This is a genomic window from Paracoccus actinidiae, assembly GCF_030863885.1.
Taxonomy (GTDB): Bacteria; Pseudomonadota; Alphaproteobacteria; order Rhodobacterales; family Rhodobacteraceae; genus Paracoccus; species Paracoccus everestensis.
Window position 1 is genome coordinate 1982059 of record NZ_CP132956.1, and the last position, 22512, is coordinate 2004570.

General features: G+C 65.4%; 22 protein-coding genes. 9 read left to right on the top strand and 13 right to left on the bottom strand.

Annotated elements, in window-relative coordinates; all coding sequences use genetic code 11:
• Window positions 1-18 precede the first annotated feature (18 nt).
• Window positions 19-2811 carry a [protein-PII] uridylyltransferase family protein gene (locus Q5701_RS09925; protein ID WP_306755064.1) on the bottom strand — a complete coding sequence of 931 codons (2793 nt, stop codon included), beginning with the start codon at window positions 2809-2811 and terminating at the stop codon, window positions 19-21.
• 207 nt (window positions 2812-3018) lie between these two features.
• Between Q5701_RS09925 and Q5701_RS09930 the strand changes: the two genes are divergently transcribed.
• The 3 genes from Q5701_RS09930 (at window position 3019) to ilvN (ending at window position 6382) form a co-directional block, all read left to right on the top strand.
• Window positions 3019-3858, top strand: coding sequence for an arginyltransferase (locus Q5701_RS09930; RefSeq protein WP_306755065.1), 840 nt, complete (start codon window positions 3019-3021; stop codon window positions 3856-3858).
• 146 nt (window positions 3859-4004) lie between these two features.
• The gene (locus Q5701_RS09935) at window positions 4005-5759 is read left to right on the top strand and encodes an acetolactate synthase 3 large subunit (protein WP_306755388.1); all 1755 of its coding nucleotides are present in this window, start codon (window positions 4005-4007) and stop codon (window positions 5757-5759) included.
• A gap of 62 nt (window positions 5760-5821) precedes the next feature.
• The gene (gene ilvN / locus Q5701_RS09940) at window positions 5822-6382 is read left to right on the top strand and encodes an acetolactate synthase small subunit (RefSeq protein ID WP_306755066.1); all 561 of its coding nucleotides are present in this window, start codon (window positions 5822-5824) and stop codon (window positions 6380-6382) included.
• 6 nt (window positions 6383-6388) lie between these two features.
• On the opposite strand, the gene Q5701_RS09945 is transcribed toward ilvN, so the two are convergent.
• Both Q5701_RS09945 and Q5701_RS09950 read right to left on the bottom strand, forming a co-directional pair.
• On the bottom strand, window positions 6389-6730 hold the full coding sequence (locus Q5701_RS09945; protein ID WP_306755067.1) for a hypothetical protein: 342 nt from the start codon (window positions 6728-6730) through the stop codon (window positions 6389-6391).
• Window positions 6731-7029: 299 nt separating this feature from the next.
• Entirely contained in the window at window positions 7030-7788 is a 759-nt protein-coding gene (locus tag Q5701_RS09950) for a M48 family metallopeptidase (protein WP_306755068.1), read from the bottom strand.
• Between the two features lie 157 nt (window positions 7789-7945).
• Between Q5701_RS09950 and Q5701_RS09955 the strand changes: the two genes are divergently transcribed.
• From Q5701_RS09955 to Q5701_RS09965, 3 genes are read left to right on the top strand one after another with little or no spacing between them, the layout of a single operon-like run.
• Complete coding sequence (locus Q5701_RS09955; protein WP_234853775.1) at window positions 7946-8185, top strand: DUF8831 family protein; 240 nt, start codon at window positions 7946-7948, stop codon at window positions 8183-8185.
• 50 nt (window positions 8186-8235) lie between these two features.
• On the top strand, window positions 8236-8808 hold the full coding sequence (locus tag Q5701_RS09960; RefSeq protein WP_306755069.1) for a nitroreductase family protein: 573 nt from the start codon (window positions 8236-8238) through the stop codon (window positions 8806-8808).
• Complete coding sequence (locus Q5701_RS09965; RefSeq protein ID WP_306755070.1) at window positions 8805-9521, top strand: EI24 domain-containing protein; 717 nt, start codon at window positions 8805-8807, stop codon at window positions 9519-9521. The genes Q5701_RS09960 and Q5701_RS09965 overlap by 4 nt, the downstream gene beginning before the upstream one ends.
• On the opposite strand, the gene Q5701_RS09970 is transcribed toward Q5701_RS09965, so the two are convergent.
• On the bottom strand, window positions 9478-9747 hold the full coding sequence (locus Q5701_RS09970) for a DUF1467 family protein (RefSeq protein ID WP_306755071.1): 270 nt from the start codon (window positions 9745-9747) through the stop codon (window positions 9478-9480). The two genes, Q5701_RS09965 and Q5701_RS09970, sit on opposite strands and share 44 nt — an antisense overlap.
• A complete protein-coding gene (gene mce, locus Q5701_RS09975) occupies window positions 9747-10151 on the bottom strand; it encodes a methylmalonyl-CoA epimerase (protein WP_306755389.1) in 405 nt (134 codons plus the stop codon). The genes Q5701_RS09970 and mce overlap by 1 nt, the downstream gene beginning before the upstream one ends.
• 152 nt (window positions 10152-10303) lie before the next feature.
• Here mce and Q5701_RS09980 point away from each other — a divergent pair, with 152 nt between their 5' ends.
• Window positions 10304-11014 (top strand): response regulator, encoded by a 711-nt coding sequence (locus Q5701_RS09980; protein WP_306755390.1) that lies wholly within the window; start codon window positions 10304-10306, stop codon window positions 11012-11014.
• Window positions 11015-11020: 6 nt separating this feature from the next.
• On the opposite strand, the gene Q5701_RS09985 is transcribed toward Q5701_RS09980, so the two are convergent.
• The 7 genes from Q5701_RS09985 to Q5701_RS10015 form a co-directional block, all read right to left on the bottom strand.
• Window positions 11021-12199: a DUF1501 domain-containing protein gene (locus Q5701_RS09985; RefSeq protein WP_306755072.1), complete on the bottom strand. Its 1179-nt coding sequence runs from the start codon at window positions 12197-12199 to the stop codon at window positions 11021-11023.
• Window positions 12200-12203: 4 nt separating this feature from the next.
• Window positions 12204-13550 (bottom strand): DUF1800 domain-containing protein, encoded by a 1347-nt coding sequence (locus Q5701_RS09990; protein ID WP_306755073.1) that lies wholly within the window; start codon window positions 13548-13550, stop codon window positions 12204-12206.
• A 69-nt stretch (window positions 13551-13619) separates the two neighbouring features.
• Window positions 13620-15395: an aspartate--tRNA ligase gene (gene aspS, locus Q5701_RS09995; RefSeq protein ID WP_306755075.1), complete on the bottom strand. Its 1776-nt coding sequence runs from the start codon at window positions 15393-15395 to the stop codon at window positions 13620-13622.
• A 62-nt stretch (window positions 15396-15457) separates the two neighbouring features.
• Window positions 15458-16114, bottom strand: coding sequence for a CPBP family glutamic-type intramembrane protease (locus tag Q5701_RS10000; protein WP_306755077.1), 657 nt, complete (start codon window positions 16112-16114; stop codon window positions 15458-15460).
• Entirely contained in the window at window positions 16087-16845 is a 759-nt protein-coding gene (locus Q5701_RS10005) for a glycoside hydrolase family 25 protein (protein WP_306755078.1), read from the bottom strand. Before Q5701_RS10005 ends, Q5701_RS10000 begins: the two co-directional genes overlap by 28 nt.
• Window positions 16846-16986: 141 nt before the next feature.
• Window positions 16987-17292, bottom strand: a complete 306-nt coding sequence (locus Q5701_RS10010; RefSeq protein WP_306755079.1) for a hypothetical protein — start codon at window positions 17290-17292, stop codon at window positions 16987-16989.
• Window positions 17293-17340: 48 nt separating this feature from the next.
• A complete protein-coding gene (locus Q5701_RS10015) occupies window positions 17341-18720 on the bottom strand; it encodes an FAD-binding oxidoreductase (RefSeq protein WP_306755080.1) in 1380 nt (459 codons plus the stop codon).
• Between the two features lie 147 nt (window positions 18721-18867).
• Between Q5701_RS10015 and Q5701_RS10020 the strand changes: the two genes are divergently transcribed.
• Window positions 18868-19761 carry a glycosyltransferase gene (locus Q5701_RS10020; RefSeq protein ID WP_306755081.1) on the top strand — a complete coding sequence of 298 codons (894 nt, stop codon included), beginning with the start codon at window positions 18868-18870 and terminating at the stop codon, window positions 19759-19761.
• Window positions 19761-20588 (top strand): NAD-dependent epimerase/dehydratase family protein, encoded by an 828-nt coding sequence (locus Q5701_RS10025; RefSeq protein WP_306755082.1) that lies wholly within the window; start codon window positions 19761-19763, stop codon window positions 20586-20588. The genes Q5701_RS10020 and Q5701_RS10025 overlap by 1 nt, the downstream gene beginning before the upstream one ends.
• A 54-nt stretch (window positions 20589-20642) precedes the next feature.
• Here Q5701_RS10025 and cobT read toward each other — a convergent pair whose 3' ends face one another.
• Complete coding sequence (gene cobT, locus Q5701_RS10030) at window positions 20643-22505, bottom strand: cobaltochelatase subunit CobT (protein WP_306755083.1); 1863 nt, start codon at window positions 22503-22505, stop codon at window positions 20643-20645.
• Window positions 22506-22512 lie beyond the last annotated feature (7 nt).

Here is a 22512-nt window from a genome sequence, read left to right on the forward strand (position 1 = left end):
GGGCGGCTGGCCCGCCTGTCAGCCAGCCTCGACCGGCAAGGCGGCGTCGATCAGACAGGCAGCCTCGGCGCAGTCATCGCGCAGTTGCCGGGCCAGGCCGTCCACGCTGGCCACGCCGCTTTCCCGCAGCAGGAACTCCTGTCCGCCCTGGCCGATTTCGTCCATGTCCAGCGGCTTTGCCGTCAACAGCCGCCCGGAGGCGTGAAGCCTCCACAGGAACCGCCATATCGACGCCAGCCGGTCCGCATCAGCCGCCGCGATCAGCCCGGCCCGCCGTCCTGCGCGCAGTTGCGCCAAGGTGTTGCGCGCCGGATCGCCAGACCGCAGCGCCAGGGATTGCGCCAAAAGATCGATGTCCTGCAAGCGGCCTGGTCCCACCTTCGCCTCCCACACGCCATCCAGGGGGCGGGCGGCGAAGATGCGTTCGCGCATATCCGCCAGATCGGGCATCACGCGCGGATCGCGGCCCCGCTGGCGCAAGACGTCCAGGCGCAACGCCTCGACATCATGGGCCAGCCCCTCGGCACCCGCGCCCGCCATTGCCACGACACGGGCGCGGGTCAGGGCCAGGTGTTCCCATGTCCAGGCCTCGGAGAGCTGGTAATTCCGAAAGCTTTCGATTGCGGTCGCGACCGGCCCCTGCCGCCCCGAGGGACGAAGGCGCATATCCACCTCGTATATCCGCCCCTCGGCCGTGGGGGCCGAGGCTGCCGTGATCATCGCCTGCGTCAGCCGCGCGTAATAAGGACGCGCGGCCAGGGGACGCGGTCCGTCCGAGGCGTCAGTGCCATCGGCGTCATAGATCACGATCAAGTCCAGATCGGACAAGGCGTTCAGGGTGCGTGCGCCCAGCGACCCCATGCCCAGCACCACCGCCCCCCGGCCCGGCGGGGCGCCATGCTTGCGGGCGAAATCGGCGGCGGTGACGGGAAACAATGCCCCAATGCAGCCATCGGCAATGTCGCCATATTGGCCCGCAGCCTCGTCCGCGTCGATCAGGCCCCGCAGGTGATGGACACCCACGCGGAAATGCCATTCATGCGCCCAGCGTCGGGCCGTGTCCAAGGCGGCCTCGTATCCGCCCCCCGGACCGTTCAGCGCCGCTTGCAAGACCCGGTCCAAATCCGCGCGCAGGCCGGTGGCGCCGGGCCAGGGGGAAAAGAAGCTGCCCCCCAGGACTGCATCCAGCACCGCAGAATGCCGCGTCAGATAGGCGGCAAGGCCCGGCGCGCTGCCGCAGATATCGACCAGCAGGTCGATCAGCTGAGGATTGGCCTCGAACAAGGAAAAGATCTGCACCCCGGCAGGCAGGGCGGACAGAAAGCCGTCGAACCGCTGCAAGGCCTCGGCCGGGTGGCCGGTGCGGGCCATGCGCGACAGCAGTTCCGGTTCGACCCGCCGGAAAATCTGCTGCGCGCGGGCCGAACGCAGCGCCGGATAGGTTTGCCAGCGGTCGATGATGGCCTGCGACTCAGCCGAAATCGAGGGACGAGGCACCGCCTCGCCTGGCGCAAAGAAGCTTTCGGTCAGCTTGTGCACATGATCCAGCCGCGTGCGGAGCCGGGCTGACCAGGCATCGGTATCCCCCTCGCCCATCATGGCGGCAATCACGGCCAACCCGCCCGGGTCGCGCGGCAGGATGTGGGTTTGGGCGTCGTTGACCATCTGGATGCGATGTTCGATGTCGCGGTGCTGGCGGTAATGATCCGTCAGGTCGCGGGCCACATCGGCGGGGATCCAGCCCTTGGCGGCCAGCGCCCCCAGACCGCCTGCCGTGTCCCGGCACCGCAGGCCGGGGTCGCGCCCCCCCGCGATCAACTGGCGGGTCTGGGTGAAAAACTCGATTTCCCGGATCCCGCCCCGGCCCAGCTTCATGTTGTGGCCGGGAATCTCCAGCCGCCCGCCCAGGCCCTTGTGGTCGCGGATGCGCAGCCGCATGTCGTGCGCGTCCTGGATGGCTGCGAAATCCAGGTGCTTGCGCCAGACAAAGGGGCGCAACTCGCGCAGAAAGCGTTCGCCCGCCGCGATGTCACCTGCCGCCGCGCGTGCCTTGATGAACGCCGCGCGTTCCCAGGTGCGCCCCTCGGCCTCGTAATAGGCCAGCGCGGCAGCGGCCGAGATGCAGACCGGCGTGACCGCCGCATCGGGCCGCAGCCGCAGGTCGGTGCGAAAGACATAGCCGTGTTCCGTCACGTCCGACAGCATCAGGGCCATCTTGCGCGTGGCGCGGATCAGCGCGGCACGCGCGTCCTGCTGGTCGCCATCCGCATAGGCGGCATCGTCGAACAGCACGATCAGGTCGATATCGGAACTGTAGTTCAGTTCCCGTGCGCCGCCCTTGCCCATCGCCAGGGCGAAAACGCCGCCTGCATCCGCGTCGGCGTCAGGCAGCTTTCCCCGGCGGCGTTCCTGGGCCACTTGGGCGCGCAGGGCCAGATCAACGGCGCGATCGGCAAGATCGGACAGCGCCCCCGTCACCTGTTCCAGCGGCCATACCCCGCCCAGGTCGGCCAATGCGGTATGAAGCGCGACCCGCCGCTTGGCCCGGCGCAGGGCCACGGCCAGTTCGTCGGTCCCAAGGTCGTCGAAGCCGGCGGTTTCCCGCGCCACCACATCGTCATGGTCAAGCGCGCCAAGCAGCCAGTCGGCTTCCTTCTGGAAAAGCCCCGCCAGATAGGGGCTGCATCCCGCGGCCCCCGCAATCAGGGCCGAAAGCGATGGATCAAGCGTCGGGAACAGCGCAAGCGCATGGCGTGCCCGGTCGGGATCGGCGGGGATCGGGTGGCGGGCGATGCGGGCTGCGAAATCCATGCGCGGCAGACTAGCCAAAGCCCCTGCCCCGTCAACGGCTCCGGCAGCCGGAAGCGGTCTGGGAACAGTTCAAGCTTTAACCCTTTCCCGGCTTGGCGGGTGACGCAATCATTGTTAGGCTTTCGCGCAAACAACACACGGGCATACGGATCCTTTTTGGCGCATGATCAGTTCTGGAACGACAATCCGCCGTAAGGGCCTGCGCTGATGCGTCACACCCTGCCCCATGCGCCGCAATTCTATGTGACGGCCCCGCAGCCATGCCCTTATCTGCATGGCCGGGCAGAACGCAAGCTGTTCACCGCGCTGCATGGCGACAACGCGTCTGACCTGAACAACGCGCTGTCGCGCCAGGGCTTCCGGCGGTCGCAGAACGTGCTGTATCGGCCCAGTTGCGAAAGCTGCGTGGCCTGTATGTCGGCGCGCATCCGGGTGGCGGATTTCCAGCCCTCGCGCACGCAGCGGCGGTTGATGCGGCGCAATGGCGGTCTGCGGCGGTTGGCCACCAGCGCCTGGGCTACCGAAGAACAGTTCGAATTGTTCCGTCGTTACTTGGACAGCCGCCATGCCGATGGCGGGATGGCGGACATGGATATCTTCGAATTCGCCGCCATGATCGAGGAAACGCCGGTCAAGACCCGCGTGATCGAATACCGCTGCAACGCCGACCGGCCCGAACGGCTGGCGCCCGGCGACGATTTCCTGGCCGCCGTCTGCCTGACCGACGTGCTGGATGACGGCCTCAGCCTAGTTTACAGCTTTTATCACCCGCTTTTGCAACCGGCGAGCCTGGGGACATACCTGATCCTGGACCATATCGAGATCGCACGGGCGGCCAAGCTGCCCTATATCTACCTGGGATACTGGGTGCCGGGCAGCCGCAAGATGGATTACAAGGCGCGCTTTTCGGCGCTGGAGATCTACAAGGGCGGGGTCTGGCAGAACATCGGCAACCCCGAAGATCATTCGAACGAAGCCCATCCCTTGTCAGTGGATCCGATCGTGGAGCAGGTCGCCAAGATCGCCTTGCCCCAATTCGATCGCTGACCTGCGAAAGAAAATTACAAAAATCAGTCGGAACGCGTCATTTTCTCCGCGAACCCCCATTGACCCTGCCCTGACAGGTCCATAGTTTGCGCCGACGCGCAGGCGGGATTCCCCTCGCGTCCGCTTGGTCCTGATGGAGAGAAATGATGTCCCGAATGATGACGGGTGCGAGAATGGTTGTCGAAGCCTTGCGTGATCAAGGCGTCGATACGGTATTCGGCTATCCGGGCGGGGCGGTACTACCCATCTATGACGAGATTTTCCAGCAGAACGACATCACCCATGTTCTGGTCCGTCACGAACAGGGCGCGGTCCACATGGCCGAAGGCTATGCCCGGTCCACGGGCAAGCCGGGTGTCGTGCTGGTCACGTCGGGTCCGGGGGCCACGAATGCCGTGACCGGACTGACGGATGCGCTGCTGGATTCGATCCCGCTGATCGTCCTGTCGGGCCAGGTTCCGACCTTCATGATCGGCACCGACGGTTTCCAGGAAGCCGACACCGTCGGCATCACCCGGCCCTGCACCAAGCACAACTGGCTGGTCAAGGACACCGACAAGCTGGCCGGGACGATCCACAAGGCCTTCCAGGTTGCGACTTCGGGCCGTCCGGGCCCGGTGCTGGTCGATATCCCGAAGGACGTGCAGTTCGCGACCGGCACCTATGTCGGCCCCAAGCAGATCGAGCCGGGGCGCTACCAGCCGATCCGCAAGGGCGACATTGCCGCCATCACCCGCCTGGTCGAGCTGATCGAGGGCGCAGAACGACCGATCCTTTATACCGGCGGCGGGGTGATCAACTCTGGCCCGGGGGCCAGCCAGCTTTTGCGTGAACTGGCCGAAGCGACGGGCTTTCCCGTGACCTCGACCCTGATGGGTCTGGGGGCCTATCCGGCATCAGGGCGGAACTGGCTGGGTATGCTGGGAATGCACGGCTTGTACGAGGCGAACCTGGCCATGCACGGCTGCGACCTGATGATCAACATCGGTGCGCGTTTCGACGACCGGATCACCGGGCGCATCGCCGATTTCAGCCCCCATTCGATCAAGGCGCATATCGACATCGACCCGTCCAGCATCAACAAGGTGGTCCGGGTGGACATCCCCATCGTTGGCGATGTGGGTCACGTTCTCGAGGATTTGCTGAAGGTCTGGAAATCGCGCGGCCGCAAGACCAACAGCGCCGCGCTGAACCAGTGGTGGCAGCAGATCGAGGGCTGGAAATCCAAGAATTGCCTGTCCTATCGCAACAGCGACACGATCATCAAACCGCAATACGCCCTGGAACGGCTGGAGGCGCTGACCAAGGGCCGCGACCGCTATATCGCGACCGAGGTCGGCCAGCACCAGATGTGGGCCGCGCAATACCTGCATTTCGACCAGCCGAATCGCTGGATGACCTCGGGCGGGCTGGGGACCATGGGGTATGGACTGCCCGCCAGCATCGGCGTGCAGATGGCACACCCGGATGCCCTGGTGATCAACGTCGCGGGCGATGCAAGCTGGCTGATGAACATGCAGGAAATGGGCACGGCGGTGCAGTTCCGCCTTCCCGTCAAGCAGTTCATCCTGAACAACGAACGCCTGGGCATGGTCCGTCAATGGCAGCAACTGCTGCATGGCGAACGCTACAGCCAGAGCTGGTCCGACAGCCTGCCCGATTTCGTCAAGCTGGCCGAGGCTTTTGGCTGCAAGGGCGCGGTGGTCAGGGATCCCAAGGATCTGGATGACGCCATCCAGCAGATGCTGGATTACGACGGGCCGTTCATTCTGGATGTGCTGGTCGAAAAGCACGAAAACTGCTTCCCGATGATCCCGTCCGGCAAGCCGCATAACGAAATGCTGCTGGGCGAGGCCGCGACATTTGGCGTGATCGAATCCGAAGGCGCCGTGCTGGTGTGACCGTTGCGTGGGGGCGCCGCCCCCGCATCCCTGGATATTTTATGCCAGATGAAGGCAAGACAATGAACGCTTTGAACATTCACAAGGGTGCATCCAGCCATTCGGCCTATGACTTGCGCGACCCCAATTCGCAGGTCGAGGAAAGCCATACCCTGGCCGTGCTGGTCGAGAACGAACCAGGCGTGCTGGCCCGCGTGATCGGGCTGTTTTCCGGGCGCGGCTATAACATCGACAGCCTGACGGTGGCCGAGGTGGATCACACCGGCCATCGGTCGCGAATCACGCTGGTGACGCGCGGCACGCCTGCCGTGATCGCGCAGGTGAAGGCGCAACTGGGCCGGATCGTGCCGGTCCACGAGGTTCACGACCTGACGGTCGAGGGTCCGGCAGTGGAACGGGAACTGGGCCTGTTCAAAGTGCGCGGCCAGGGCGAAAAGCGGGTCGAGGCCCTGCGCATCGCGGAAATCTTCCGCGCCAATGTCGTCGATTCGACGCTGGAAAGCTTTGTCTTCGAACTGGTCGGAACGCCGACCAAGCTGGATGCCTTTGCCGACCTGATGCGACCCCTGGGGCTGGCCGACTTGGCCCGCACCGGCGTAGCCGCCTTGTCGCGGGGGATCTGAGGCGGGTTAGCCGGCGGCGATCCGAAGCTCTGGCTGGGTCGCCAACTGCTCGCGCGCCTCAGGGGCCGAGGATACGATTCGCAGATGCGGCTCGGCCGGTGGGGTGGTGGCACGCAGCATGGCGGGCAGATGTGCGAATTCCTGTTCGGACAGCATCGTGACACGACGGGCATTGCGCAACGCGCCTATGACCTCGCTTTCCAATTCCACCAGATCGCCGGGCTGGGGCCAGCAGGCAGGATGGGCAAGATTCTCGCGTCCTTGCAGATACGCCAAGGCCGCATGATCTTCGCACCAGATCACCGCCTTTTCACGTTCCGCACTGCTCCACACAACTACGCCGATCATTCCGACACTCCAAACGGATGCCGGAGCATCGCGTCAACTTGGTCAAATACAATTGCACTTTATGTGCATGGTAATGACTACAAAAGCAGAATTCCTCTGCTCTAGCAGCTTTTTTTTCATCCACCGAGAAATATTTCTGCTGCCGCACTTGGGGACATTTGGCATTTCTAATAACGCGCTGATATTCCGTAACGATTTTTTCGTGCTTTCAGCAAGGCAAGTTTCCCCTAGGGCAATGAGATACGTCGCGTATTGCTGGATGTGGCATTAATGCCGCATCTTCACGGATTTATGAAATCTCAGCGTATTCGTCCGCTTTGGACATCCGCAACGGCACGGCGAACCTGGGCCAAGCGAGCCGCCCGAGGGGGATGGGTGCCAAGGATATGGTCGCCGGGATCGGGGATTCGTTCAAAGAATCGGGATCCGTTGATTGGGTCGAAGCCCGCGTTCAGCGTCATGACGGCGCCCAGGTAATCTGCCTGAAGTTCCCAGTCGCGGGAATAATAGCGCGACCCGACAGAGGCACCGATGCGTTGCGCGGTTTCGATTGCTTCCTGGTTATTGCCGTAAACCGAGGCGATGCTGCCCAGAATCACCGCCCCTGCGGCAGCGGCCCCGGCCTTTCGATCCAGATGGTTCAGGATGTGATGGCTGGCCTCGTGACCCACCACAAAGGCGATCTCGTCGCCGTTACGGGTCTGGGCGATCAGCGACAGGGTAAAGCCGATGATCGGACGGCCGCTGGCATCGATGGTCTGGAAGGCATTGGCTTCCTGCCCCGGGCGATCGTCCACGACGAACTGGAAATCGCAGTTGATGGGCTGGGTGCGGCGTTGCAGGCATTCGCGCTCCACTGCCGGTTCCATCCGCCGCATCACGGCCACGAACATACGGGCCGTGGATTGCGGGGTGCCGTCATTGGTCAGGACCGGCGCGGGTTGGGACTGGGGCGCGCCATAAGGACCGGTCGGAATGGTCACGGGTTCCATCGGAACCGGCGCGCAGGCCGCGATGCCCAGAAGTCCCGCCCCCAAGATTGCCGTGACCCGCTTCATTGCCTGCCCTTTGCCCCGATGCCGCGCCTTGTCCCGGCGCGGTCGTTACCTCTGCTTTGCGCCGATCTTAACCGGTCGTGAAAACCCACGCAAACCCTGCCCGCTTGCCCATGGCGTCACATCACGCGAATGTCGGCAGGAAACAAGGAGGCCCGCGATGTTTACCATCGAGCATGATTTCGACGCCACCGTCATCACTCTGATCGACGAGGCCGACCCCAACACCGGCCCCCTAAACGAGGATGTGGTTATCCTGTCCTTCGACGATCGCGTGGTGCTGGAACAGGTCGGTCCCGATGACGAGGTGGTTCGCATCACCCTGTCGATGCACCAACTGACCGAACTGCGCCTAGCACTGAACCTGCCCGAAGGAAACTACCGGATCGAGCGGGGCTAGGTTGCGCGGCCCGCCGCTTTCGTAAAAGAACGGAAGGGAAGGAGACTGCCATGACCTATCGCAACGATGCCGCACTCGATTTCCTGGCGACGCGCCGGTCGCATCCCCCCAAGATGCTGCGCGAACCCGCCCCAGACCGGGCCGAGATCCTGCGCCTGCTTACCCTGGCCGCCCGCACCCCGGACCACGGCAAGCTGGAGCCCTGGCGATTCATCGTGCTGGAACGCGCCGTGCTGGATCGCTTGGCGCCGATCCTGCGCGACCAGGTGCTGGCTGCGGGCCAGGACGGGGCGGCGGCCGACAAGGCGGCATCGGCCTTCACGTCCCCGGTGATCGTGGCGGTGGTGTCGGCGCCGGTCGCCAGCGACAAGGTGCCGGCGTGGGAACAGTTCCTGTCGGCGGGCGCGGTCTGCCTGGGGCTGGTGAATGCGGCGCTTGCCTCGGGCTGGGGGGCAGCATGGCTGACCGGGCCCGCGGTCCTGGACGAGACCTTCGGGCGCAGCCACCTGGGCCTGTCGGACAGCGAACGGATCGTGGGGCTGGTCCATCTGGGCAGCCGGGGGGACACTCCGCCCGAACGCCCCCGTCCCGATGTCGCCACCAAGACAAGCTGGCCGGAATGATCGTTTCACGCGCCCTGGTCCTGGCCTGGATGGACCTGCTGCGGCCCCGGATCCTGCGGCTGGCCTTGATGGGGATCGCGCTGACGATCCTGCTGTTCGTGGTCTTGCAATCGGCGCTGTTCTGGGTGGTCCGCACCCTTGTCCCGGGCGACCTGGTGCTGCCCTGGATCGGTACGCTGGATGTCGGGGCGGCCCTGTCCTGGGGAACGCTGGCGCTGTTTCCGCTGATGGGGTTCTTTCTGATGGCCCCGGTCGCGGCGGGCTTTGCAGGCCTTTTCGCCGAACGCGTAGCCGACGTGGTCGAGGAAGTGCATTATCCCGCCCGACGCGGCGCGTCGCTGGATTTCCTGGACGGGCTGCTGGAATCGGTAGCCGTGGTGGCCGCGATTCTTGCGGTGGCGGTGGTGTCGCTGTTCCTGACGCCCGGCCTGGGTCCGCTGGCGCCGGTGCTGCTGTTCACCGCGAACGGCTGGCTGTTGGGGCGCGAGTTCTTTCAGATGGCGGCGCGCCGCCACATGGACGAACCCGGGGCGACCGCGTTACGCCGCGCCAATGCGGGGCGCGTGACGCTGGCAGGGGTTCTGATCGCCATCGCCCTGGTGATTCCCCTGGTCAACATCGCGGTGCCGCTGCTGGCGGCAGCGGCTTTTACGCATCTGTTCCATCTTATCAGCGGAACATCCGGTCCAGGTTCGCGACATCCGCGCGGGTGATTAGCCCGCCCAGGATCACATAGGCGAGCACCGCCCAGATGAGTCCCGCAATCACCGTGGTCCAGATCAGCTTGCCCCGCAACCGCAGGTCGGCTGGCGCGCCCGCAGGGGTGCCGGGCACGACTTCGCCCGCGTCCTGCTGGCTGCGCTGCCCGATCAGGACGACGATGAACAGCGTCAGGAACCACAATACGGCGTACAGGACGATGCCTCCGGTCAGGTTCATCAGACTTGCTCCAATTCGATCAGGCAGCCGTTGAAGTCCTTGGGATGCAGGAACAGCACGGGCTTGCCATGGGCACCGATCTTGGGTTCTCCGCTGCCTAGGACGCGCGCGCCTTCGGATTTCAGGCGGTCGCGGGCGGCCAGGATGTCGTCCACCTCATAGCAGATGTGATGAATGCCGCCTGACGGATTCTTGTCCAGGAATCCCTTGATCGGGCTGTCATCTCCCAGGGGATACAGCAGTTCGATCTTGGTATTGGGCAGTTCGATGAACACGACCGTCACGCCGTGGTCTGGCTCGTCCTGGGGGGCGCCCACCCTGGCGCCCAGCGTGCCTGCGTATTGGGCTGCGGCGGCGGTTAGGTCGGGAACCGCAATGGCCACGTGATTCAGGCGTCCGATCATCATTTCCTCCGGGTTTTGCGTGGTTCTAGGGGTTTCGGGGCGGCGGCGAAAGGAAAACCCCACGGCGTTAACCGCTTCTTAGCGAATCGGCGGCTAACTGACAGGGCGACATCGGTAGGGGATATGACATGCAGAACGACATCGTGCCCGCCATGATCGACGCCTTGCCCATGTGGCGGGTGTCGCTGCCCAACCGGCCTCTGACGGGCCTGACGGTGCTGGTGGTCGAGGATTCGCGCTTTGCCAGCGAGGCCGTGCGGCTGCTTTGCCTGCGGTCAGGCGCCCGGATCCGGCGGGCCGATTGCCTGCGTTCGGCCGCGCGGCACCTGCAAACCTATCGCCCGGCGGTGGTGATCGTCGATCTGGGCCTTCCCGACGGCAATGGCGCCGACCTGATCCGCCAGATCGCCACGACCGAACCCCGGGTGCCGGTGTTGCTGGGCATATCCGGCGATCCCGACCTGGCCGATACCGCCTTGGCGGCGGGGGCGGACGGGTTCCTGCCCAAGCCCATCGAAAGCCTGGCCGTGTTCCAGCAGACCATCTTGTCGGCCCTGCCGGTCGAGGCGCGCGGCACCGGCCTGCGCATCCTGCCGGATGAGGTGATCCAGCCCGATCCGTCTGGGTTGCGCGACGATCTGGCCCATGTGGCCGAGATCCTGTCCACCGCCCAGGATACGGCGGCGGTCGATTACATCGCGCATTTCCTGGCGGGCATTGCACGATCCGCCCATGACCCGGTGCTGGAAGCTGCGGCCACGGCCCTGGCCCGCGACCACAATGCAGGGCATTCCCTGGCAAGCGACCTGGCACGGATCAGCGGGCTGGTGCAGGAAAGGCTGGCCCGCGTCGCCAGCATGTGACGGCTGTCAGGCCAGGATGCGCGGATTGTCCCCCAGGTCGAGGCCGGGAAAGACGCTGCGTTCCAGCACATCGCGCGGAATGTCGAACAGATCCCGCATGACCCAGGCGGCATGAGCACGGATATCGCGCAAGGGCATCAGGTCGCGCCCGGCATACAGGTCGCCCTCGGCCAGGCCCGGCCAGCCGCCAAGCGCGCGCCCGCCCCGGATGTTGCCGCCCGCCACCAGCATCGCGCCCCCGGTGCCGTGATCGGTGCCGCCTGTGCCGTTTTCGCGCACGGTGCGGCCGAACTCCGTCATCGCCAGCACCGTCGTACGCCGCCAGTTCGCGCCAAGATCGGCGCGCAGCGTCAGGATCGCCGCACCCAGCCGCTGCAGGGCGCGGTCGATCACCGGACCTTGGCGCGCATGGCTGTCCCAGCCCGATATCGAGAAACTGGCAATGCGCGTCTCGCCATTCAGGCGGTCGGCGGTGAACCGTGCCAGCGCCTGGGCGTCGCGGGTGGGGCCGTCGTCGGTTTCGACCCGGACAAGATCGTCGTTGATGATCTCGATGGCCTGTTCGCCCGCTGGCCGGAACAGCGGATCGTCGTGCCAAACATGGGCCAGCAGCCTTTGCCCCTGCGCCGACAGGCGAAAGCGCGTCTGGGGTGCCCAGCTTTTAGCGGGTGCGGCGCCGTCCAGGATGCGCATATCATCCAGACCCACCGAATAGGCGGTTTCCGATTGCACCCCCGGCATGGCCTGCAACAGCCGGTTCAGCCAGCCGTCGCGCAGGCGCATGGCGTCCACATCGGTGCCAGTCCCCGCTTCCAGCATATCCTGGCCGTCGAAATGGCTGCGCTTGTCGCGGTATGGGGTGGATACGGCAGGCGCAAAGGCCAGCTCGCCCGCCTGCCACAAAGGCATCAGCGGGGCCAGTGCCGGGTGCAGGGCGAAGAACCCGTCCAGGTCATGCGCGCCCCCTTCCGGCCCCGTCGACAGGGTCTTGCGCAAGGTTCGCAGGCTGGGATCGCCATAAGGCTGGAACACGTCCAGCCCGTCCATCGCGCCGCGCAGGATGATGACGACCAGGCGGTTGTCGCCCGGCATGGAGGCGAAGGCGATCGGGGACAGCAGCGGATGGGCCGCGGCCGAACAGCCGATCAGGGCCGTGGATTTCAGGAACAGGCGGCGGGACAGCATCGCGTCATCTCCGGTTGAAATCGGGCGAGGCGAGGATCAGGGCCAGCCCCTCGGCCGGGCTTTCGGCGCGCGGCACGGCCTGGCGCAGCGTATCGGACGCCGTGTCCCCAAGGGCGGTCTGAAGCACATCGCGGGGGTCGGGCAGGTCCGGGCGCAGCTTGGGCAGCCGGCGCATCGTCCAGTCGATCCGCCCGGCCAGCCCCTGCGCGGTGGCCCAGGCCGCCGCATCCTCGGGCCAGCCGTCGGGACCGCGCGGGCTGCCCCATCTCATGCCCATTCCCGCCATGCCGCTCAGCAGTTGGTTCTGAAAGACGGGTTGGTCCAGTGCCATGATGTTTCCGGGCCGGATGCCACAGGCGCGCAACGCCGCCACGATGTAATCGAAGGGCTGGCGGACCTTCTGCCGGAAACAGTCTTGCAGTTCCGGTGCTTCTGCCAGCGCCAGATAAAGGGACGGCAGATCGCCCCCGCTGTCCTGGAAAACCTGGGCCAGCCGCTTGATCAGGCTGTCGGGCGGATCGTCGGACACGAAATGCGCCGCCAGCTTGCGCGCGATGTGCCGGGCAGTCGCCGGATGCTCCGCAAGGTCATGGATCGCCTGCAGGATTGCCCCCTGCCCTTCGCCCCGGTCATAGGTCTTGCCCAGAACCTGAAAGGCGCCCGGCTCTGCCCAGTTCTTGTTGAAGAATGCCGTGGCGTCCCGGTTCGGCCGGAAGGTGAGGCCGGTCAACAGTAGCGCCAGTTGCCGCACGTCGCGCTGAGAATAGCCGGACCCGGCCCCCAGGCTGTGCAATTCGATCATTTCCCGGGCCAGGTTTTCATTGACGCCGCGCCCGCGCTTTCCTGCCGGGGAACTTGGCCCGACCGAAAGCGCTTGGTCCAGATAGGCGATCATCCGGGGATGGGTTTCGGCGGCAACCATCAGGTCGGCGAAACGGCCCAACAGGTGCGGGCGGATCGCCTCGTCCACAAAGGCGGCGGCGGAAATGCTGTCGAACAGGTTGCCCGCCGTGACGGTGAAGTGATCGGCCCAGAACTGGACCAGCCGTTCGCCAAAGCCGCCGTCGCCCACCGCCCGCGCAACCCTGATACGGGGCGCACGCAGGCCGATGTCGCGCATGATGTCCTTTACCGCCTGCAAGGCCGCCGGGTCTTGCTGCGCGCCCTGGCGGTTCAGGTCGGCATAGCGCGTCCGATGGGGCAGGTAATCGCGCGCCATTGAAAAGGCATCGCCGTCTGGAGCGGCGGATGCCACCGATTCGACCCAAGCCACCGGATCGGCGGGCGGATCGGCCCAGGGCGACAGTCCATAGCCAAGCCGGATCGCAGCCAGTTCGGGATATGCCGGCATTCGCGCCCCCTTGCAGTGCGGGGGCGATCCCCCGCGCCAAGGTTATGCACGCAAAGGGCGAATGTCAGATCACTCTTTCGGCAGGGGGCGCAGGCGCAGGTCGCGCAACTGTTCGTTGGTGGGTTCAGAGGGCGCGCCCATCATCAGATCCTCGGCCCGTTGGTTCATCGGGAACATGATGACCTGACGGATGTTCGCCTCGTCCGCCAGCAGCATCACGATCCGGTCGATGCCCGCAGCACAGCCCCCGTGCGGCGGCGCGCCATAGCGGAAGGCCTTGACCATGCCGCCGAAGCGTTTTTCCACCTCGGACGCCGGATAGCCCGCCAGTTCGAAGGCCTTGAACATGATTTCCGGCTTGTGGTTGCGGATCGCGCCGGAAATCAGTTCATAGCCGTTGCAGGCGAGGTCGTATTGATAGCCCTTGACCTGCAAGGGGTCGCCGTTCAGCGCATCAAGCCCGCCCTGCGGCATCGAGAACGGATTGTGGCTGAAGTCGATCTTGCCGTCGTCGGTCTTTTCGTACATCGGGAAATCGACGATCCAGGCGAACTTGAACTGGTTTTCCTGGGTCAGGCCAAGCTCTCGGCCGATCTCGTTGCGGGCCCGGCCCGCGACGGCCTCGAACTGCTCGGGCTTGCCGCCCAGGAAGAAGACGGCATCGCCCTCGCCCAAGCCAAGCTGCTGGCGGATCGCCTCGGTCGGCTCGACGCCCAAGGCCTTGGCGATGGGGCCGGCAGCCTCGGTCGAACCATCCTCGGCCTTCCGCCAGAAGATATAGCCCATCCCCGGCAACCCTTCGCGTTGTGCGAAGGCGTTCATGCGGTCGGCGAACTTGCGGCTGCCGCCGGTGGGGGCGGGGATGGCACGGACCTCGGTGCCTTCCTGTTCCAGCAGCTTGGCGAAGATGCCGAAGCCGGAACCGCGGAAATGGTCGCTGACCACCTGCATCTCGATCGGGTTGCGGAGGTCGGGCTTGTCGCTGCCGTATTTCAGCAGGGCTTCCGCATAGGGGATGCGCGGCCAGTTCGCATCCACCGGACGGCCTTTTCCGAACTCCTCGAACAGACCTTGAATGACGGGCTGGATCGCCGCGAACACATCCTCCTGATCGACAAAGGACATTTCCAGGTCGAGCTGATAGAAATCGGTGGGGCTGCGGTCGGCGCGGGGGTCTTCATCGCGGAAGCAGGGCGCGATCTGGAAATACTTGTCGAAGCCCGCGACCATGATCAGCTGCTTGAACTGCTGGGGGGCCTGCGGCAGGGCATAGAACTTGCCCGGATGCAGGCGCGAAGGCACCAGGAAGTCGCGCGCGCCTTCGGGCGAGGAAGCCGTGATGATCGGCGTCTGGAATTCTGTGAAGCCCTGGTCCCACATCCGGTTGCGGATCGACCGCACCACCTGCGACCGCAGCATGATATTGTTGTGCAGCGACTCGCGCCGCAGATCCAGGAAGCGATAGGCGAGGCGCGTTTCCTCGGGGTATTCCTGGTCGCCGAAGACCGGCAAGGGCAGTTCGTCCGAAGGCCCCAGAACCTCGAGATCGGTGGCATAAACCTCGATCGCGCCGGTGGGCAGCTTGGGATTGACCAGCGACGCATCGCGCAGCTTCACGCGGCCGTCGATGCGGATAACGGTTTCGGCGCGCAAGCGGTCCATCGCGGCAAGGACCGGGCTGTCGCTGTCGGCCAGCACCTGGGTCATGCCGTAATGGTCGCGCAGATCGACGAACAGCACGCCGCCATGGTCGCGGATCCGGTGGACCCAGCCCGACAGGCGGACGGTTTCCCCGGCATGGGCGGCGGTCAGATCGCCGCAGGTATGGCTGCGATAGGCGTGCATGGTCGTTCCCCGAATAATCCGCGCCCCGCATCAAGCGCGGCAAGGTCGGGAAGTCAACCGCCCTAGAACGGTCGCACCACGTTGCCAGAGTAGAAATAGGCGCCCATGCCAACGGTGAACAGCAGGTTCCCGGCTAGGGCGTGCAGCAGCCAGGCCGCCGGAAAGCCGTGCCGCAGATAGGCACGTGCAAAGATCCAGCCGCCCACGAAGGTCATCACCGCCACGACCGACGACCAATACATCAGATGCGCGAACGAAAAGATGGCCGCGTTGATGGCAATGGCGCCATGGCCGGATGGAAGCAGCGCCCCATAGCGATGAAAGAACAGCGGGCGGAAGATCAGTTCCTGGGGCAGCGCCGACAGGATCGGGTAAAAGACCCAGATCAGCGGCAGCATCCCTGATCGCACCATCGCGAACAGCCGTTCGGGATAGGTGAAATACAGGATCGCCGTGCCTGCCAGAAGGGTCGCCACCGACAGGCCCAGAACCTCTAGCCAGGGCATCCTGCTCCACCCCCTGACAAGGGACCGGAACCCGAAGCCGCCGGTGCGCCACAGCAGGAACAGGCCCACCAGCGAAAAGACCGCCAGGGCCTCGAACAGCAGATGGACCGGCATGAACAGCGCAATCGCCAGCGGCGCCCCGATATAGAGCGCCGCGAACTCGATCCCCAGCCAAAGGCGGGGTCTTACCGTGTCAGGCGTGTTTGCAACCATCGCACCCAGTCCGCCCGTGTTCCGGCAAAGGCATTGAGGTCGGTATTGCCTCGAATGCCCGGCACGATCCCGGTGCCGGTATATTGCCAGAACGCCCACTGCTGGCCGGGATAAGGAACGCTGGGATGGTTCGCGACCGAACGCAGCCAGAATTCCGCCCGCATATCGCCCAGCCGGTTGTCGCGATAGAAATCGACCGTGGTATAGATGATCGGCCGCTGACCATAGTGGCGGCCCACGATGTCCATGAAGATGGAGGCCTGCTGCTTGATTTGCGCAGGCGAAGGCCGATACGGGCAGGTCCGGGAATTGGTCCATTCCAGGTCGATGACCGGCGGCAGCGATCCGATCTCACGCGGGACCTGGCGGATGAACCATGCCGCCTGCTCTGCCCCACTGCGGCAGAAATAGTAATAGTGATAGGCGCCGCGCGGGATCCGGGCTGCTGCGGCCTCTCTCCAATAGCGGTGGAAGCTGGGGTCGTAATGATCGCCCCCTTCAGTTGCCTTGATAAAGGCAAAGCTGATCCCCGAGCCACGGACGCGGTTCCAGTCAATGTCCCCTTGCCAGCGCGACACGTCGATGCCGTGGACCGCATGGCCATAGGGGTGGCGTCCGCCCCAATCATGCGGGGCCGAATCGCCCAATTGCGGAACGGCGCCGGGACCGGGCGCGGGGCGGTATCCGCCGCGTTCAGGCGTGCGCGCGCAGGCCACCGCCAATACCAACATAAAGCCAAGCAATAGCTTAGAAAAAATCCTCATCCTGCCCTCGAATGCCGTCCTGAACCGGATCTTGTTGCGCCCCGCTTATTGCAAAGGCGTAAAGCAAAGTCACCGGTTCGTGACGGTCACGAGTGCGTCAGACGGGTCTTACTGGTCGGCAGCCTCGCCCTCGGCCGCGGGTGCGGCTTCGGTGCCGCGCACCTCGCCTTCTTCCATCTGCGGGGTTCCCTCGGGGGATACCACGGGCGGCGCCGTGCCGTCGGTTCCCTCGGCATTGGTGATGGGCGTTTCAGCAGGCGGGGGCGTGGTGGCGATGCCTTCGTTCTGCTCGTTCGTGCCGGGCATGAAGACCAGAAAGGCGATAAGCGCGGCCAGCAAGGCCACGGCAATGGCGATCAGTGCGGGCCGGTGCCGGCTGGCGGATCGTTGCGGATTGTTGTCATTATGGGACATGGGTGCATTCTCCGAATGGCTTGGAAAGGCAACGGCAGGACGCAAGGCCTAGTTCCGGTCCGGCACCAGCTTTCCAGGGTTCAGGATGTCGTGGGGATCAAGTGCCGCCTTGATCTGCCCCATCACGCCCCAGCCCTCGCCATGCTGGGCGGCCATCAGTCCCCGCTTGCCGATGCCCACGCCATGTTCGCCGCTGATCGTGCCCCCCACGGCAAGAGCGCGTTCGGCCATGCGAATGGCGACGCGCTTGGCGGCGGCCATCTCGTCGGCATCGGCGGGATCGACCAGCAGCAGCGAATGGAAGTTGCCGTCGCCCACATGGCCCAGGATCGGACCGACCAGACCTTCGGCCGCAATATCGGCGGCTGCGGCATGAACGGCGGCAGGAAGGTGCGACATCGGCACGCAGACATCCGTGATCAGCCCCGAGGCGCCGGGCCGCAGCGCCAGGCAGGCATGATAGGCGCCGTGCCGCATCCGCCACAACCGGGCGCGATCCTCGGCGGTGGTGGCCCAGGCGAACCCTTCGGCGCCGAATTCGGCGGCAATGTCCCCAAATCGGGCCGCATCCTCGCGGACAGAACCGGGCGATCCATGGAATTCGATCATGAGATGCGGTTTTTCCGGCAGACTGCTGCCCGAATGCTGGTTGAAGGCACGGGCCGAGGCCGCATCGACGAATTCGATCCGCGCCATGGGGATGCCCGACTGGATCGTCGCGCTGACGCATTCGACCGCGTGATCCAGGCTGTCAAAGGCGCAGACAGCGGCCGCGACCTCCTCGGGCTGGCCATGCAGCCGCAGGGTCAGTTCGGTGATCACGCCCAGCGTGCCCTCGGACCCGACAAACAGCCCGGTCAGGTCATAGCCCGCGCTGGATTTCGCGGCCCGCGTGCCGGTGCGGATGATCCGACCGTCCGCCAGCACCACCTGCAAGGCCAGCACATTGTCGCGCATCGTGCCATACCGCACCGCCGTTGTGCCGCTGGCCCGCGTCGCGGCCATCCCGCCCAGGCTGGCATTGGCACCCGGATCCACCGGGAAGAACAGCCCGGTCGCGCGCAGTTCGGTATTCAGCGCCTCGCGCGTGACGCCGGGCTGGACGCTGGCCTGCATATCCTCGGGCCGAACCTCGACCACCTTGTCCATGCGCGACAGATCCAGGCTGATGCCGCCCCGGACCGGCAAGGCGTGACCCTCCAGCGAGGTGCCGGTGCCCCAGGCGATCACCGGAACACGGGCATCGTTGCAGGCCGCCAGGATCGCCGCCACCTCCTCGGCGTTTTGGGGCCAGGCCACGGCATCGGGCGGGGGCGAGCGGTGAAAGGCTTCGGACTGCGCATGATGGTCGCGGTCTGCCGCTGCCTCGGACAGGCGCGTGCCAAGGATGCCGCGCAAGCGGTCGGAAAATTCGGCAGGCAGGCTCATGGATCATTCCCTTGGTTGTTGCCAACAGGTTAGCGCCAAGATGAAACTTGGCAAACCTTGCCGCGTTCTGTCATCAACGGTTTACAAAAACGCCATATCGTCGCATCTGCCGCCGTTGCCAATGTTTCGGACTTCCCAGGATCGCCCATGGACAGAAACCGGATTTCCCCGCTCTATCCCACCCCGCCGCAGGGCAGGTACGATGCCCTGCCGGATGGCCTGCACGCCGAAACGGCGGCCCGATCGGACCGGGCCTATGTCACGCTTGTGACCAATTCCGACTATCTGCCGGGGGCCGAGGCGCTGTTGCGGTCGCTGAAGCTGACAGGCACGCGGGCCGATCTGGTGGTGATGCACAGGGGTCTGGGTCCCGCCCATCTGGCGCGGCTGCGCGCGCATGGCGCCCGGCTGATCGCGGCTGACCTGCTGCCCACGTCGGACAGCTTCGACCGCACCCATGCCCGCGATGCGCTGCACGCGCGCGCGGCCTTTACCCAGGGCGGCAAGCCCGATTTCCACACGCCGCTGGACAACTTCGTCAAGCTGCGGCTGTGGCAGCTTGATTATGACCGCTGCGTCTTCATCGACGCCGATGCCGTGGTGCTGCGCCCGGTGGAAAAGCTGTTCGACCTGCCGGAGTTCTGCGCCGCACCCAACGTCTATGACGGGCTGGACGGGTTCCACCGCATGAACTCGGGCGTGTTCACCGCGCGTCCCGACGCCCGCACCTTTCAGGCGATGATGGCGCACCTGGACCGGCCGGGGGTTTTCTGGCGGCGGACGGATCAGACCTTCCTGCAGGACTATTTCCCTGACTGGCACGGCCTGTCGATCCATCACAACATGCTGCAATATGTCTGGATGAACATGCCCGAACTGTGGAGCTGGGAGGACATCCGCATCCTGCATTTCCAATATGAGAAACCGTGGCAGGATCACGACAAAACCCATCTGCTGCGCCCCTTGATCGAGTTGTGGCGCGCCATTGCCGAAGGCCAGCCCGTTCCCGACCTGGCCACCCAGGTCCGCCCGGCGGCCTGATGCGCATCGCGCTGACCGGCGCATCGGGTATCGTCGGCGACTTTGTCCTGCGCGCAGCCCGGGGGGCAGGCCACACAGTCACGCGGCTGGATCGCAGCAACGGCTTTCGCCTGGGCGATGCCCCCCACCTGACAGGCCATGATGCGCTGATCCATTGCGCCTTTGCCCACGCCCCCGGCCGGTATCGCGGCGGCGAAGGGGACGATCCCGACGGTTTCCTGCGCCTGAACCGGGACGGCACCTGTCGCCTGTTCGATGCGGCTGTTCGCGGCCGCGTGGGACGCATCGTCTTTCTATCCTCGCGTGCGGCCCATGACGGGCATCCCCCTGGCACCCCCCTGCCCGACGACCTGCCCGCCCGGCCCGCCAACCTGTATGGTCAGGTCAAGGCGGATGCCGAGGATTACCTCGCCGGCCTTCCCCTTTCGGGCACAGCGATCCGCGCAACCGGCGTTTACGGCCATTCTGGCAAATGGAGCGACCTGCTCACCGACTATCTGGCAGGCCGCCCCATCCAGCCCCGCGTCGCCACCGAGGTTCACGGCGACGACCTTGCCGCCGCGATCCTGCTGCTCCTGGGCCAGCCGGAGCCCCCTCAGCAGGTGAATTGCAGCGATCTGATCCTGGATCGCCACGACCTGCTGGCCGAAATCCGGACCTTGACCGGCTGCCCGCATCCCTTGCCTTCCCGTGCGGATCCGGCAGCCCTGCGCATCCAGACCTGTGACCGGCTAGAGGCGCTTGGCTGGCGGCCCGGCGGGATGGCGAAACTGCGCGCCACCCTGCCCCTGCTGCTGTCTTCTTCAGAAAAGTATCCTCGGGGGTAGGACGCCATCAGGCGTCCGCAGGGGGCAGACGGCCCCCTGCCACGGCGGGACGCATCAGGCGCGACGAGCCATTCCCAACACCCGCGCCCGCTTGCGCGGATCGGCGTCGAACAGCGCCGCCAGTTGCTCGGTGATTGCGCCCGCCAACTGGTCGGCATCGGTGATCGTGACCGCGCGTTCGTAATACCGCGTCACATCATGGCCGATGCCGATCGCCAACAGTTCGACCATGCGCCGCTTTTCCACCATGGCGATCACGTCGCGCAGGTGCTTTTCCAGATAGTTCGCCGGATTGACCGAAAGGGTCGAATCGTCGACCGGCGCGCCGTCGGAAATCACCATCAGGATCTTGCGCACTTCGGATCTCCGCACCAACCGCCTGTGCGCCCATTCCAGGGCCTCGCCGTCGATGTTTTCCTTGAGCAACCCTTCCTTCATCATCAGCCCCAGATTCGGGCGCACCCGCCGCCAAGGCGCATCGGCGGGCTTGTAGATGATGTGGCGCAGATCGTTCAGGCGCCCGGGCTGGGCGGGACGGCCTGCCTGCAACCAGGCTTCGCGCGATTGGCCGCCCTTCCAGGCACGGGTGGTAAAGCCCAGGATTTCCACCTTGACGCTGCACCGCTCCAGGGTGCGGGCCAGAACGTCTGCGCAGATGGCGGCGATACTGATGGGACGCCCGCGCATGGACCCGGAATTGTCGATCAGCAGCGTCACCACCGTATCGCGGAACTCGGTATCCTTTTCCACCTTGAAGGACAACGGCGTGGTCGGGTTTGCCACGACACGCGCCAGGCGCCCGGCATCCAGCACGCCTTCTTCCTTGTCGAATTCCCAACTGCGGTTCTGCTGGGCCTGAAGGCGGCGCTGCAGCTTGTTGGCCAGCCGCGACACGGCGCCCCGCAAGGGTTCAAGCTGCTTGTCCAGATAGGCGCGCAACCGTTCCAGTTCGGCAGGATCCGCCAGATCCTCGGCCCTGATTTCCTCGTCCCAAGCCTGGGCAAAGACCTTGTAATCCGCACTTGCATCGCTGACCGGAGGCGGCAGGTCGGGCGGGGTTTCCGACTCGGGCATCTCGGCCTCGTCGGTCAACTGGTCGTCGGACTGGTCGTCCATGCTGACCTGGGCCTGCCGTTCGTCCTGCTGCTGCTCCTGGGATTGCTCGGGCGAGGCTTCGGCATCCTCGCTGTCGTCCTGGTCGCGAGACTGGTTGTCGCCCGCTTCCTCGTCCTGTTCGGCATTCTCGTCGGCGTCGTCGTCTTCGGGCTGGTCGGGATCGTCGCCCAACTGGTCCGCATAGCCCAGATCGCTGATCACCTGCCGGGACAGGCGTGAAAATGCCGCCTGGTCGGCCAGCACCTCGTTCACATGGGCCAGAGATCCACCCGCCTGCTGTTCGACGAACGGCCGCCACAGATCTGCAACGTGCTGCGCACCGGAAGGCAGGGCGCGGCCTGTCGCCGCCTGGCGCACGATATAGCCTGCCGCCACCGCCAGGGGCGCATCGGCGGGCGCCTTGATCTGGCCATAGCCCTTCTTGTCGGCATCCGCGCCAAGGCGGGCGTCGATGTTGGACAAGGCGCCCGGCATATCGCGCGCGCCAAGCGCCTCGCAGCGGGCGGTTTCCATGGCCTCGTAAAGCTCTCTCGCCATCGGCCCGGCCGGGGCAAAGCGCGAATGGGTCGCCGCGTCGTGGTGGCGCATCCGCATCGCCAGGGCATCGGCGGTGCCGCGCGCCTGCAAGACCTCGTCCCGGCCCATGCGGCGGCTGACCTGCGGCAGGCGCATCGTATCGCCCGCCACGCCGGATGGATCGGCGCTGAAGGTCACGTTCAGTTCCCGGTCGTCGGCCAGAGCGCGGGTCGCCTCGGACAAGGCCTTCTTGAAGGGATCGGCGGGGTTGTCGGACTTTTTCATAGGGATT